Annotated in this window: 13 protein-coding genes; 9 read left to right on the top strand and 4 right to left on the bottom strand. The window is 48.6% G+C overall.

Translation table 11 applies throughout. The annotated features are described in order from the left end of the window. The first annotated feature begins 9 nt into the window (after positions 1 to 9). Together solA and ACQKDS_RS14395 are read left to right on the top strand one after the other, a co-directional pair. The gene (gene solA / locus ACQKDS_RS14400) at positions 10 to 1,125 is read left to right on the top strand and encodes an N-methyl-L-tryptophan oxidase (protein WP_399672792.1); all 1,116 of its coding nucleotides are present in this window, start codon (positions 10 to 12) and stop codon (positions 1,123 to 1,125) included. 220 nt (positions 1,126 to 1,345) lie between these two features. Then, a complete protein-coding gene (locus tag ACQKDS_RS14395) occupies positions 1,346 to 1,969 on the top strand; it encodes a LuxR family transcriptional regulator (protein WP_399672790.1) in 624 nt (207 codons plus the stop codon). A gap of 42 nt (positions 1,970 to 2,011) precedes the next feature. Here the strand turns inward: ACQKDS_RS14395 and ACQKDS_RS14390 are convergent, their stop codons facing one another. After that, complete coding sequence (locus ACQKDS_RS14390; protein ID WP_399672788.1) at positions 2,012 to 3,070, bottom strand: AI-2E family transporter; 1,059 nt, start codon at positions 3,068 to 3,070, stop codon at positions 2,012 to 2,014. Between the two features lie 436 nt (positions 3,071 to 3,506). Here ACQKDS_RS14390 and ACQKDS_RS14385 point away from each other — a divergent pair, with 436 nt between their 5' ends. Then, a complete protein-coding gene (locus ACQKDS_RS14385) occupies positions 3,507 to 4,061 on the top strand; it encodes a cytochrome b (protein ID WP_399672786.1) in 555 nt (184 codons plus the stop codon). 24 nt (positions 4,062 to 4,085) lie between these two features. Next, entirely contained in the window at positions 4,086 to 4,664 is a 579-nt protein-coding gene (locus tag ACQKDS_RS14380; RefSeq protein ID WP_399672784.1) for a YceI family protein, read from the top strand. Between the two features lie 50 nt (positions 4,665 to 4,714). Here the strand turns inward: ACQKDS_RS14380 and ACQKDS_RS14375 are convergent, their stop codons facing one another. After that, entirely contained in the window at positions 4,715 to 5,770 is a 1,056-nt protein-coding gene (locus ACQKDS_RS14375) for a rhodanese-related sulfurtransferase (protein WP_399672782.1), read from the bottom strand. Between the two features lie 619 nt (positions 5,771 to 6,389). Between ACQKDS_RS14375 and ACQKDS_RS14370 the strand changes: the two genes are divergently transcribed. The 3 genes from ACQKDS_RS14370 (at position 6,390) to ACQKDS_RS14360 (ending at position 11,075) form a co-directional block, all read left to right on the top strand. Then, positions 6,390 to 7,310 (top strand): Kdo(2)-lipid IV(A) acyltransferase, encoded by a 921-nt coding sequence (locus tag ACQKDS_RS14370; protein ID WP_399672780.1) that lies wholly within the window; start codon positions 6,390 to 6,392, stop codon positions 7,308 to 7,310. A gap of 497 nt (positions 7,311 to 7,807) precedes the next feature. After that, a complete protein-coding gene (mdtG, locus tag ACQKDS_RS14365) occupies positions 7,808 to 9,049 on the top strand; it encodes a multidrug efflux MFS transporter MdtG (protein WP_399672778.1) in 1,242 nt (413 codons plus the stop codon). 472 nt (positions 9,050 to 9,521) lie between these two features. Continuing rightward, on the top strand, positions 9,522 to 11,075 hold the full coding sequence (locus ACQKDS_RS14360) for a peptide MFS transporter (protein ID WP_399672776.1): 1,554 nt from the start codon (positions 9,522 to 9,524) through the stop codon (positions 11,073 to 11,075). Positions 11,076 to 11,128: 53 nt separating this feature from the next. Here ACQKDS_RS14360 and ACQKDS_RS14355 read toward each other — a convergent pair whose 3' ends face one another. Further along, positions 11,129 to 11,527 (bottom strand): VOC family protein, encoded by a 399-nt coding sequence (locus ACQKDS_RS14355; RefSeq protein ID WP_399672774.1) that lies wholly within the window; start codon positions 11,525 to 11,527, stop codon positions 11,129 to 11,131. A 356-nt stretch (positions 11,528 to 11,883) separates the two neighbouring features. Here ACQKDS_RS14355 and ACQKDS_RS14350 point away from each other — a divergent pair, with 356 nt between their 5' ends. Beyond that, entirely contained in the window at positions 11,884 to 12,261 is a 378-nt protein-coding gene (locus ACQKDS_RS14350; RefSeq protein ID WP_399672772.1) for a MysB family protein, read from the top strand. Positions 12,262 to 12,357: 96 nt separating this feature from the next. Further along, positions 12,358 to 12,906, top strand: coding sequence for a GNAT family N-acetyltransferase (locus tag ACQKDS_RS14345; protein WP_399672770.1), 549 nt, complete (start codon positions 12,358 to 12,360; stop codon positions 12,904 to 12,906). 1 nt (position 12,907) lies between these two features. Here the strand turns inward: ACQKDS_RS14345 and ACQKDS_RS14340 are convergent, their stop codons facing one another. Then, positions 12,908 to 13,153 (bottom strand): YceK/YidQ family lipoprotein, encoded by a 246-nt coding sequence (locus tag ACQKDS_RS14340; RefSeq protein ID WP_399672768.1) that lies wholly within the window; start codon positions 13,151 to 13,153, stop codon positions 12,908 to 12,910. Positions 13,154 to 13,314: the final 161 nt, after the last annotated feature.

Here is a 13,314-nt window from a genome sequence, read left to right as displayed (position 1 = left end):
GCAGTTTCCGTGGAATATGATTTGATCGTGGTGGGCAGCGGATCGGTTGGCGCCGCCGCGGGTTATTATGCAACCCAGGCAGGGTTGAATGTGTTGATGATAGATAGCGCAATTCCCCCGCACAACGACGGAAGCCACCACGGCGATACGCGTATTATTCGTCATGCTTATGGCGAAGGTGAAAAGTATGTTCCGCTAGCGTTACGGGCACAGGCACTGTGGAATGGCCTGACACTGACATGTGGTGAACCATTGTTTCACGCCTGCGGCGTACTGAACCTTGGCCCACATGATGCTGAATTTATTACCCATGCGCGCCAAAGTGCTCAAAAATTTCGTCTTAATGCTCAATTACTCACCGCCGATGAAGTTCAACAGCGTTGGCCTGAATTTAGCGTACCGCAAAACTATGTTGGCGTATTTGAACCTGACGCAGGTTTCCTGCGTTCAGAGTTGGCTATTACTCATTACATCCGGCTTGCCAAAGAAGCTGGATGCAGCCAACTGTTCAATTGCCCAGTAACAGCCGTTAAGCCTATTCCCGGCGGAGTCGAGGTTGTTACGCAAGAAGGCCGCTACCAGGCGCAAAAAGCCGTGATCGCGGCCGGAACCTGGGTGAAAAAATTGCTGCCACAAATACCCATTACCCCACTCCGTAAAGTCTTTTCCTGGCATCAAGCTGATGGCCGCTACAGTGAAGCGAATGGTTTCCCAGCGTTCACCGTGGAAGCGCAAGACGGTTGCCATTACTATGGATTCCCGGCCGATAATAATGGCCTGAAGATTGGTAAACACAACGGCGGGCAGCCCATTGACGAACCACAACAACGCACGGTATTTGGCAGTATTGCCACTGACGGCAGTGAAGTGTTCAACTTCCTTCGCCAACATATCCCTGGCATTGGCGTCTGCCTACACGGTAAAGTCTGTACCTACGACATGACAGATGACGAAGACTTCATTATCGATACTGTCCCTGATTGCAACGACATGATGGTCATCAGCGGGTTGAGTGGTCACGGCTTCAAATTCGCCAGCGTATTAGGTGAAATTGCCGCGCTGTTCGCTCAGGGTAAAGCAGCATCTTTTGATCTCACACCCTTTGCGTTAAATCGCTTCAACTGAGTGCATAATGTTAATTGCCAGCTGGTGGCCGCCTGGCTTGCTAGCTGGCATCGTTGTTTCCCTCTCAGCCAACTTCACCTCACGTTTGTCATGATAACAGCCTCACACCGGAAAATTCGCGTGTTTCAATCTGGATTTCCGAGTTGAATGGATCTGGCATTCCCCTTATTTTACAGGTGCTGTGCCCAAGGTTTATTTGTATTATCACAAGGATGTCACCATGAAACTACTTGTCGTGGACGAATGCGGTTACACACGCTTAGGCATTACCCACTATTTTGCCGATACGGCTTTCAACAACATTAAATGCAGCACAAATCTCACCTCTGCCGTTCATGTACTTGCTGGTTTTAAACCAACGCATATCCTGCTAAACCTGACCAACGTTTGTCGCCACAATGATAATGACAGTGCGCTAACGGCTTTTATCAACGCTAGCCAACACGTCATGTTGTTTATTTATCTGGAGATGCCGTATCCCTACGGTGATTCACCAATACGTTTCGCCAACAACGCCTTCTTGTTTAATAAATCAGTATTGTCAACAGCACTGCGCACCTTGCGCGAGGCACCGATGCTATCGATGAGCAGCAGCTCGCCGGCACTTTTCAGTCCACAAGAACTCACGGTGATGAACCTCTGGATGGCAGAAATGCCAAACTACCGCATTGCGCGGAAATTACAAATCAGCTCACACACGGTCTATGTGCACAAGCGGCATATCACAGAGAAAATCAACGTGCGTAATCGCCTTGAATTCTACTCACTGTATAAAATATTGCGCTATTTTTATCCAGCTGGCGGTCCTGTTCAACGCGTGTCTCTGACTCAGCCTACGGTCTGAATGCCGAGTTCTAACACGCCTGTCGCCAATTGATATATTCAATCATGCCTCTGGAGGTATTGCCTTAGCCTCCTGCTGGCGGCCATCGCCCAGTATTGCCGCCAACCTATCCCCCTCATTGGCCTCTAATGCGATACGCGCAATAATGGTCAGTGGCACGGAGAGCAGCATCCCAACCGGTCCCATCAGCCACCCCCAAAATATCAATGATAAAAACACCACTAATGTCGACAACCCCAGCCCTCGCCCCATTAAGCGTGGTTCAAGCATGTTGCCAATGACCAGATTAATCGTCACAAATCCACCAGCGACCACTAATGCATCACCAAAACTATTGAATAACAACGCCTGAATGAGCGGTGGAATAGCAGCAATGACTGAGCCAATGTTCGGAATATAATTGAGTAAGAACGCCAACAGCCCCCAGATAAAGGCAAAACGCACACCAACAGCAGCTAAAAACACCCACACGATCAGCCCGGTAGCCAGACTGATCGCTGTTTTTATCACCAAGTAACGTGTAACACCCTGCACTGCCCGTCGAATATTAGCGATACCCTCATCCGGCTTATTCAGTGCGTGTTGCAGTTTATACGGTAAGAGTTGAACTTCAAACAGCATAAACACCACGGTCATCAGTAACAGAAAGATATTAGTCATAGCGCCAGAAAAATGACTTAACAAACGCGTCACCAGATTCATTGCTGAGCTAGGATCAACATACTTAACGATGGCATCGACCGAAATCGTGATATTAAAACGATCGGCATAATGCTGAAGTTCACGCATTTTTTCCGCCATCATGCCACGATATTGTGGCAACGATTGGGCAAATTCATTCAACGACGCGCCTAACATACCGATGAATAACAACAATAGCGCGACCACCGCGATCACTAAAAATGCGACACCCAGCGCACGCGGCACCCGTTGGCGTTCAAGCAGCGTTACCAACGGGTTGAGTACAATGGTTAAAAATACCGCCAATAAAAACGGCACGACAATTTCGGATGCCGCCTTTATGCCAGCCAGAATCACCACAATCATTGCGAGCAGGACCGCCAGACGCAGCGAGCGATCGGTCAGAATAATTCGTCCCATGACTTTATCCTTTGTATTCGTTCAAGGCATCAGACCCTGAGCAGAGCTAATAACAGGGTATGTTAGCAAATTCTACGCGACTTCCGCAGGTTCACTCACTGTTAAGCTAATAAACAGAATCATTCGATTCATCGCCAACTGTGATTGCTACACTCGTAGCTAAACCGGTATTTTTCGGTTAATTCCATCGAAATATTTACATTAAATGACAAAACGCGAAAAAAATAACAAAACACAGATATTTCAATATATAACGACGAAATCACGAGAGCCACCCATTCAGCACCCTGACAATTACTTTGATTAACAATGACAAATTACAACAAATTTACTGACATAACTAACTAAGTAGTAACATAGATCAATTTATTATTGATTTTGACGTTCTGATTGTTTAATTATTGCCACCAGCAAATAAGGAAAGTAAGGAAGTCCTATGCTTTGGAAGAATACCGCTGACCGTTTTGGTCATATTTCAGTTTTGCTTCACTGGCTGGTCGCACTCACGGTATACGGCATGTTCGCGCTCGGTTTGTGGATGGTTACGCTTGGTTATTACGACGTCTGGTATCACCAAGCGCCGGAAATTCATAAGAGCATCGGCGTAATACTCTTCATGGTTATGGTTACGCGCGTGATTTGGCGCTTCATCTCACCACCGCCTAAACCGTTAAGCAGTTACAGCCGCGTGACTCGCATTAGCGCGATACTGGCGCATCTGGCCTTGTACGTCATACTGTTCAGTATTCTGATCAGTGGTTATCTAATCTCGACGGCAGAAGGTCAGGCCATTAGCGTGTTCGACTGGTTCGACGTTCCTGCCACCCTCACCGGGATGGCCTCTCAGGCCGATACTGCGGGTACCGTACATCTTTATCTGGCTTGGGCCGTGGTTGTACTGTCAGTACTGCACGGACTCGCCGCGCTTAAGCATCACTTTGTGGATCGTGATGCCACTCTAAAACGGATGCTGGGTCGCAGCGCCGATTAACCTCTTGGATATATGGAGATTGTTATGTTGAAAAAGACCGTATTAGGCCTGACCGTCGGCGCACTGCTGCTCAACGCAGGTTCGGCTTTAGCCGCCAACTACAAGATTGACAAACAAGGGCAGCATGCCTTTATCGAATTCCGTATTAAGCACTTGGGTTATAGCTGGTTATACGGCAGTTTCAACGACTTCGATGGCAGTTTTACCTTCGACGAAAAAGATCCTGCCAAAGATAAAGTCAGTGTCACCATCAACACTGCCAGCGTTGACACCAATCACGCCGAGCGTGACAAACACCTGCGTAGCGCTGAGTTCCTGAACGTAGAGAAGAATAAACAGGCCACGTTTGAATCGACCGAAGTGAAGAAAAACGGCGAAGGTTACGCCGTGGTCGGCAACCTAACGCTGAACGGCGTGACCAAGCCTGTAACCTTGGATGCCAAACTGACAGGGCAAGGCAATGACCCGTGGGGCGGCTATCGTGCAGGCTTTGAAGCCAACGGAACCATCGCGTTAAAAGACTTCGACATCACCACCGATCTTGGCCCAGCCTCTCAAGACGTTGAACTGATCATCTCAGTCGAAGGCGTTCGCGAGAAATAATAAAAAAGGCACGATATAGCGATATCGTGCCTTTTCCTTCAGCTTGCGTGTTATTTCTTTTCCGGTGCCGGTATGTGCATCGTTGTTTGTAATAACCCTTTAGATTTATTAAAAATCTTGACGCCATTTTCTCGACCTGCGCGACGCGCTCGCTGTTCTTCACGCGGTAGTTTGAGCTCCTCGCGACAGGTTTCGCTGCAACACCCTTCAAACTTGGCGGCACAATGCGAGCACTGAATGAACAACAGATGGCAACCGTCATTTTTGCAGTTGGTATGCGTATCACACGGCTGGCCACATTGGTGGCAATGAGCAATCACATCGTCAGAAATACGCTCCCCCATCCGCTCATCAAACACGAAGTTTTTGCCGATAAACTTAAGTGGCAAACCCTGCTCTTTCGCCCGGCGCGTATATTCAATAATACCGCCTTCTACATGGTAGACATTCTTGAAGCCCTTGTGCAGCATATAAGCACTCGCCTTCTCACAACGGATGCCGCCGGTACAATACATGACGATCTTTTTGTCTTTATTGTCCTGCAACATTTCAACCGCCATAGGCAGTTGGTCACGGAAAGTATCCGAGGGCACTTCAATAGCATTCTCGAAATGGCCGACCTCATATTCATAGTGATTACGCATATCGACAAACAGCGTATCGGGATCATCGACCATCGCATTGACTTGATCGGCTTTCAGATACTCGCCGACATTCGCTGGATTGAAAGTCTGATCTTCAATGCCATCCGCGACAATACGGTCGCGCACCTTCAGCCGCAACACCCAAAACGATTTGCCATCGTCTTCAAGTGCAATATTCAAGCGCACCTGATCAAGCGCCGGATGAGAAGCGAACAGCGCGGCTTTAAAAGCATCAAAGTTATTCTGCGGTACGCTGATTTGCGCATTGATACCCTCTTTAGCCACATAAATGCGGCCAAATACCTTCAGTTTTTCGAACTGAATGTAGAGGCTGTCGCGAAATGCTTTTGGGTCATCGAGGGTAAAATATTTATAAAAAGAAACTGTGGTTCGCGGCTCGGTTTCAGCAAGCATGCGCGCCTTCAGTTCCTCATTAGAAATTCGGTTATGTAACACTGGCATGGTGTACGTTCCTGTCTTCGGAGGTGACTGATGTGCTTACGCGACGGGCCATAGCCCAAACGCGGCACACATCATACCCGAAAATATTGCCTAACACAGCATTAACCGCCCACAGATGCTGGCTATCTGTCAGCCCCACCGACACTGGCTGGTGCACTCTAATTTGAGCCTTTAGCGTCTCACCATTTAGTCTTCATTGTGCAGCACGGTCAATTCCAAGCTTCAGCGCTACCGAATAACTCAGCGGCTCAAGCCAATGATTCTGCGGCAAATATGCCACTAGCAAACGAATAACACTGCAACATTGAGCAAACATACGCTTGCTCCCCTGTGACACAGTTACCTTATGAATAGTTATACTGCTATCATACTCGTAACCAGAGGTATTACGATTGCCTATTGGACAATGATAAGCACGACATGGACATAAACGCGTTAGAGCTGTTAATAAAGAAAATGATGATTTAATGCTGTGACTTTTCCTGTTATGCCAAAAAAATGTCACACTATGTCTCTATAACCGGCAGAAAATGAAACGCGTGTAAAGAGTCCTTTGGGCGTCCGCTCATGCTAATCCTCTGTTATTATTATTAAATGACTGTTTCTAAGCTGAGAACACATGACGCAAGTTCCTTCTTTTAATCGATCTCTATTGCATCCACGATACTGGCTAACGTGGTTTGGTATTGGCCTGCTCTACCTGTTGGTCTTGTTGCCTTATCCGGTAATTTATCATTTAGGCACCTCGTTAGGGCGTTTTTCAATGCGCTTTCTGAAACGGCGGGTAAAGATTGCCGAGCGCAATTTAGAACTGTGTTTCCCTGATATGCCAAAGTCAGAACGCGATGCGCTTTTAGTAAAGAATTTTGAATCGGTCGGCATGGGTCTATTTGAAACCGGCATGGCTTGGTTCTGGCCAAACTGGCGAATCGAACGTTGGTTTACCGTCTCCGGGCTCGAGCACATTCAAAAAGCACGCGACAACCATCAGGGCGTATTGCTTATCGGGCTGCACTTCCTGACATTAGAGTTAGGTGCTCGCATCTTTGGTATTCATAATCCCGGCATTGGAGTTTATCGTCCACATGACAATAAGCTGATGGACTGGCTGCAAACGTGGGGACGTATGCGATCCAACAAATCCATGCTGGATCGGAAAGATTTGAAAGGCATGATTCGCGCGTTGAAGCAAGGTGACATTATTTGGTATGCGCCCGATCACGACTATGGCCCACGTAGCAGCGTGTTTGCCCCACTGTTTGCCGTAGAGAACGCCGCAACTACCGCAGGCAGCTATGTGTTAGTACGTATGGGTAAACCAGCGATCATTCCTTTTACCCCGCGTCGCCTGCCGGATGGCAAAGGTTATGAATTAATCATGCAGCCCGCAGTGGAAAACTTCCCGCTCGATAGCGAATTGGAAGCGGCTACATTTATGAACCAAGTGATCGAAAAAGAAATTCTGATGGCACCGGATCAGTACATGTGGCTGCATCGTCGGTTCAAAACTCGTCCCGAAGGTGAACCCTCACTGTATTAATCTCACCCAACCTCAGCGGTGAGATATTAATGACAATGGAGCCGGTGGCAAAGCGCAGAGCCTGGCAGCCGCTACTGCGCAAAATCACCTGAAGATGTCGGGACGAAGCCCCTTTCGTCTCGGCATAAAGTGACATTATTGCTTTGGGTTGAAAACAACCGCATAGCAGCGGCTATGATTTGGTGAACAGCGTGGAACGCAAGCGGTTAGGCACTTTTGTGGCGCAAAACCCGGTTTTACCGCCATCGCCCACGACACATCTGAAACCGCAATAGCCCGCACCGCGCGGTATCGAAAGCCCCAACATCCTTTAGTCCCCCAAGGTGCATCGTACGGCGCATTTTTAATTTTTAAAACCTAATTTCATTTTAATGGATTCTATCGCGGTTACGCATTTGAAGTCCGCCAGATTCGAGCGCATACTTAACACGCTAACTTTTTCCTTTGCTCTGCTTTTGTGCGATCGCAAAGTTCGTCACCTTCTGTAGCGGTAATTTATGGCTCCGGCATCAGTCACTATTAACTGGAAACGCAATCTGTTTGTCATTTGGTTTGGCTGCTTTCTGACTGGCGCGGCCTTTAGTCTAATCATGCCATTCCTGCCATTGTACGTTGAAGCATTAGGCGTTACCGGCCACGAAGCCTTAAATATGTGGTCAGGTTTAGTGTTCAGTATTACTTTCCTGTTTTCGGCTATTGCCTCGCCGTTTTGGGGGGGGCTGGCCGATCGTCGCGGGCGAAAATTGATGCTGTTACGTTCAGCCCTCGGCATGGCCATCGTGATGGTGCTGATGGGGATGGCGCAAAATATCTGGCAGTTTCTTGGCCTGCGCGCCTTGCTTGGTCTGCTCGGCGGGTTTATTCCCAATGCTAACGCGTTAATTGCCACACAGGTACCACGTAACCGTAGCGGTTGGGCATTAGGGACATTAGCGACGGGTGGCGTTAGCGGCGCGTTAATCGGTCCATTGATTGGCGGGCTGCTGGCGGACCAATATGGGTTACGTCCCGTTTTTTATATCACCGCCACCGTGCTGTTTTTATGCTTTATCTTGACGCTGTGTTTCGTCAAGGAACGATTTACGCCGGTACAAAAGAAAGACATGCTGCACGCCAAGCAAGTCTTTGCCTCGCTAAAAAGCCCTAAACTTATTTTGGCGTTATTCGTGACCACCATGATCATTCAGGTCGCCAGTGGCTCTATCGCGCCGATCCTGACGCTTTATGTACGAGATTTGGCCGGTGACATTCACAACCTGGCCTTTGTCAGCGGGCTTATTGCTTCGGTGCCCGGCGTCGCCGCCCTGCTCAGTGCCCCCAGGCTGGGAAAGCTGGGTGATAAGATCGGGCCAGAACGCATTCTCATCTGCATGCTGGTGTTTTCCGTCCTGCTACTGATTCCCATGGCATTCGTCCAGAGCCCATGGCAACTCGGCGTATTGCGTTTCCTGCTTGGCGCAGCCGATGGCGCATTGCTCCCCGCAGTGCAGACGTTACTTATCTACAACTGCACTAATCAGGTCGCCGGGCGAATATTCAGTTACAACCAGTCATTCCGTGATGTCGGCAACGTCACCGGCCCTTTACTTGGTGCGGCGGTTTCCGCCAGTTATGGCTTCCGCGCCGTATTTTGCGTTACGGCGCTTGTCGTCTTGTTTAATGCCATCTATTCCTGGTGGTGTTTACAACATCGTCGCCCCGCACGCATGCGCGAGGACACCTTGCGGGAAGAACGTTAACCGCACTTATCTGCCTTACTGACGTTTTTTTGTCCTTAACCAATATTTTTACTCTTTTTACTCTTTGGCGTTTTTCACGCTTTCATTATTCCAACAACTAACATAATAACATTGTAATCTGTTGTTTTAATTTGATTATTTATGCAAACCCTGTCAATTTAAGCTGTCAACCCTCTTTCGACAACCACCAACATAAAAACTAAAAAAGTAGATGTTTGTCGACTTTTCATCTAATAAATGGGATATAAGGACTAGACAAAACCAGTATTTGGTTATCAAATGGTTAAATAATATCACGCCGGTTGTTAACTTCCGGCCAAGTGAAGAAAGGGGTGCTGCGCCTTCCACGGTTATCAAGCGCTGCAGCTCAGGTTTTGTCGGGTTATCCACGTTAGTGGAGCACCCTCCTTAAAACACAGTCATACCACAAATATAAACCGCCTTACTGCGGTGCATTTTATTGGGAATAGTTATGCAATCCTCTAACAACAAGACAGAAAGCCGAACCTTCTTCGGCCACCCGTACCCGCTCGGTTCGCTCTTTTTTACCGAAATGTGGGAGCGGTTCTCGTTCTATGGTATTCGTCCGTTATTAATTTTGTTTATGGCCGCCACCGTTTATGACGGCGGTATGGGCTTGGCGAGAGAAAATGCATCGGCCATTGTCGGTATCTTTGCCGGCAGTATGTATCTGGCTGCGTTACCCGGTGGCTGGCTAGCCGATAATTGGCTTGGTCAACAGAAAGCCGTTTGGTATGGTTCCATTCTTATTGCCCTAGGCCATCTGTCCATTGCCCTGTCTGCCATTATGGGCAACGCATGGTTCTTCATCGGTCTGATGTTCATTGTGCTGGGTTCTGGCCTGTTCAAGACCTGTATTTCGGTCATGGTCGGTACGTTGTATAAAAAAGGCGATGCACGGCGTGACGGCGGGTTCTCGCTGTTTTACATGGGCATCAATATGGGCTCTTTCATCGCTCCGCTGATTTCAGGCTGGCTGATTCGTTCACACGGCTGGCATTGGGGCTTCGGTATCGGTGGCATCGGTATGTTGGTGGCACTGGTGATTTTCCGCGTCTTCGCGGTGCCTGCGATGAAACGCTATGACAGTGAGGTCGGTCTGGACTCGACCTGGAACAATCCGGTTGCCCGGAAAAATGGCGTAGGCGCTTGGCTGCTGGCTATTGCCGCCGGTATCGCCGTAGTCATCGTGCTGATCTCAAAAGGCATTATCGTCATTAGCCCGGTTGCGGTCGCGAGCGGTTTAGTCTATGTCATTGCCGCATCGGTGACACTGTACTTTATTTATCTGTTTATGTTCGCGGGTCTTAACCGTAAAGAACGCGCACGGTTGTTAGTGTGCTTTATCCTGCTGATTTCGGCCGCGTTCTTCTGGTCTGCATTTGAACAAAAACCCACATCATTTAACCTGTTCGCTAATGATTACACCAACCGTATGATCGGTGGTTTCGAGATCCCTGCGGTCTGGTTCCAATCGATCAATGCGCTGTTTATTATTCTGCTGGCTCCCCTATTTAGCTGGTTGTGGCCTGCGCTGTCACGTAACAACGTTCGCCTAAGTAGCATCGCTAAGTTTGTCATCGGCATTCTGTTCGCTGCTGCCGGCTTCGGTTTAATGATGATGGCCGCACAACATGTGTTAAGCAACGATGGCGCGGGCGTATCGCCGATGTGGCTGGTAGGCAGTATCCTAATGCTAACATTGGGTGAACTGTGCCTGAGCCCGATAGGCTTGGCAACGATGACGCTGCTAGCTCCGGAGAGAATGCGTGGGCAAATGATGGGGTTGTGGTTCTGCGCCAGCGCGTTGGGCAACCTCGCGGCCGGCCTGATCGGGGGGCATGTCAAAGCAGACCAATTAGACATGCTGCCGGACTTGTTCGCGCGTTGCTCGATCGCCCTGCTGATTTGCGCTGCGATACTGATTTTACTGATCGTGCCAATTCGCCGCATGATGGAAAATACCCAAGGCAAAAACGAACAGAAAGCCGAGACTGCTGCGTAACAGCACTCCGTTGTGGCGTTATCCACCGGTGCCCTTTTAGGGCACCGGTTTTTTTATCCCTGCCATGCCTGCTGTTGTAAAACCACGCGATAACCATCAAGATCTTCGAACGTCATACCACCGACATCCCAATAGGGATTATAAGATGTCACCTGCCGAAAATTAGCATTCCGCATCTGCTGACACTGTACCTGCCACTGCATTTTTTCAGGTAAATAGAACACTAATAGATTATCTTGGGTTGGTGCCTTACCAACCCGCACACCTCGATGATGGGTGAATTCCAAGTGATAGTTATGAAAGGGGTGACCGATAATAATACCGTCAAAACCTTGATGATCATTAAACTCACCTAATCGCCGAAACCCTAATCCCTGACAATACATCAATGCCACAGCCTCAAGAGAATCTGTCGGTCTCGCTATACGTAGCACCGCGTTTAATGATGTCATGCAAATACTCCGCTTTAGCGGCACAAGTTTGCCCGTTCTTACGCCGAATTCTGAATGCTCAATAAAATAGCTCCGAATCACACTACAGCACCCAATAAAATGTGCGCAAACCAAGCATCTACTCGGCCCAAATACCCGAGCGACCTGTCGCTACGAACATGCCGAATTAAAATAGCCGGTATGATAATGCCGCTGCATTATTTGTTCGCCGATACGCTCACCCAATCTGCAACAAAACGGCATTAAAATAGTTGCATCCTGCGCCAACACGACAACAATTAATGCTGATGTTTATCACAACGCTTCAGGAACCACCTGAAATTCACACCGTTACTCTATCGTTACTGGAGGTGCTTATGAACCTATATGTCACGCTGGAAGAAGCAATTGACGCCGCTCGCGAAGAATTTATTGAATCCGCTGACGACGTTGATGGTGACGCGCTACCGGTGCCACAACAGTTCAACCTGCAAAAGTATGTGATGCAGGAAGGCGAGATCATGTGGCAGGCTGAGTTTTTCGAGGAGGAAGGAGAGTCGGTTGAATGTCTGACATTACGCAGTGGTGCTGCCGCCCAAGCGGTATTTGACGGCGATTACGACGAGATAGAAATACGTGAAGAATGGCTGGATGAAAATACCTTATACGAATGGGATGAAGGTGATTTCCAACTGGAACCGCCACTCGACACCGAAGAAGGCGAAACCGCCGCTGACGAATGGGATGCGCGTTAATCCCCTCGGGCAGGGCACACATCGTGGCTCTGCCCGAAGGCTTGACAAGCGGCATGTACAATAGCAAGCTGATTTTTCATTACGTAGGACAATCATATGCTTATCCGCCAAGCCACCTCCCACGACTATCCGGCCATTTTAGCGCTACAGGCGAAAAACACGCCAGAGAATCTCAATGCCCAACAGCGCCAACAAGGTTTCATTGTGTCAGAAATGAATGAAGCACAGGTAGCAAAGCTCAATGACGAGCTCGGCATTTTGATCGCAGAGCAGGACGGTCGGTTAGCCGGTTTTGTCTGTTTAGCACGACCCAACATGCAACCTCGGCCACCGGTAGTTGACGCCATGCTTAGCGAACTGGCGAATCATTATTTCGCTGATACCCTCATCACCAAACAGCGGCTATTTTTGTATGGCCCAGTCTGCCTGGCAAGCGATTGGCGAGGAAAAGGTGTACTGAAACGGCTGTTCAACGCGGTAAAAACGCGCACTCGTGATCAATTTGATATTGGCATCTTGTTTATCAATCAGAGCAACCCGCACTCCTTAGCCGCTCACGTTAAGGGCTTAGGCATGACGATACTCGGCGAATTTAGCAGTCAGGGTGAACACTATCAACTACTGGCATTTACCCCCCGCATCTGAATTAGTTATACGGGCCATGCTGCATATCGAACGGCAGCATAAAGGTATCGGCCACCATCGACAACGGTACATCAATCACGGTGATATACCGCCAAGGCGTATCACGTAAATCCCACTGCACACCCGGATAGTATTGATTGCCATGTCCTGCGCCCGGCACCGTACGGCTAATAATGCTACCGCAACCGGATAATGCTATGGTGCTGAGTGCCAGCGCGAGCAAACAAAAAAGAGACCGTAATTTCACCCGCTACACTCATCCCTATAATTATTTAGATATCAACACCGTTAATAAGAATATTAACCTGTTTTTACCGGCCAGAATATTCGTATCGCGTAAATAATGATGAAAAAAAGACGCGCAATGCGCGTCTCAGACTGTTGATCAACCTGTGATTAAAGAGAGCG

The sequence above is a fragment of the Serratia sp. NPDC078593 genome, assembly GCF_050268245.1.
GTDB lineage: Bacteria > Pseudomonadota > Gammaproteobacteria > Enterobacterales > Enterobacteriaceae > JBNNGK01.
This window is presented reverse-complemented; position numbering and strand designations above follow the sequence as displayed.

What these genes read in the sequence shown, in the direction of transcription:
- ACQKDS_RS14395 (WP_399672790.1), top strand. Translation starts at nt 1,346, where the DNA reads ATGAAACTACTTGTCGTGGACGAATGCGGTTACACACGCTTAGGCATT.
- ACQKDS_RS14390 (WP_399672788.1), bottom strand. Translation starts at nt 3,070, where the DNA reads ATGGGACGAATTATTCTGACCGATCGCTCGCTGCGTCTGGCGGTCCTG.
- ACQKDS_RS14385 (WP_399672786.1), top strand. Translation starts at nt 3,507, where the DNA reads ATGCTTTGGAAGAATACCGCTGACCGTTTTGGTCATATTTCAGTTTTG.
- ACQKDS_RS14380 (WP_399672784.1), top strand. Translation starts at nt 4,086, where the DNA reads ATGTTGAAAAAGACCGTATTAGGCCTGACCGTCGGCGCACTGCTGCTC.
- ACQKDS_RS14375 (WP_399672782.1), bottom strand. Translation starts at nt 5,770, where the DNA reads ATGCCAGTGTTACATAACCGAATTTCTAATGAGGAACTGAAGGCGCGC.
- ACQKDS_RS14370 (WP_399672780.1), top strand. Translation starts at nt 6,390, where the DNA reads ATGACGCAAGTTCCTTCTTTTAATCGATCTCTATTGCATCCACGATAC.
- mdtG (WP_399672778.1), top strand. Translation starts at nt 7,808, where the DNA reads ATGGCTCCGGCATCAGTCACTATTAACTGGAAACGCAATCTGTTTGTC.
- ACQKDS_RS14360 (WP_399672776.1), top strand. Translation starts at nt 9,522, where the DNA reads ATGCAATCCTCTAACAACAAGACAGAAAGCCGAACCTTCTTCGGCCAC.
- ACQKDS_RS14355 (WP_399672774.1), bottom strand. Translation starts at nt 11,527, where the DNA reads ATGACATCATTAAACGCGGTGCTACGTATAGCGAGACCGACAGATTCT.
- ACQKDS_RS14350 (WP_399672772.1), top strand. Translation starts at nt 11,884, where the DNA reads ATGAACCTATATGTCACGCTGGAAGAAGCAATTGACGCCGCTCGCGAA.
- ACQKDS_RS14345 (WP_399672770.1), top strand. Translation starts at nt 12,358, where the DNA reads ATGCTTATCCGCCAAGCCACCTCCCACGACTATCCGGCCATTTTAGCG.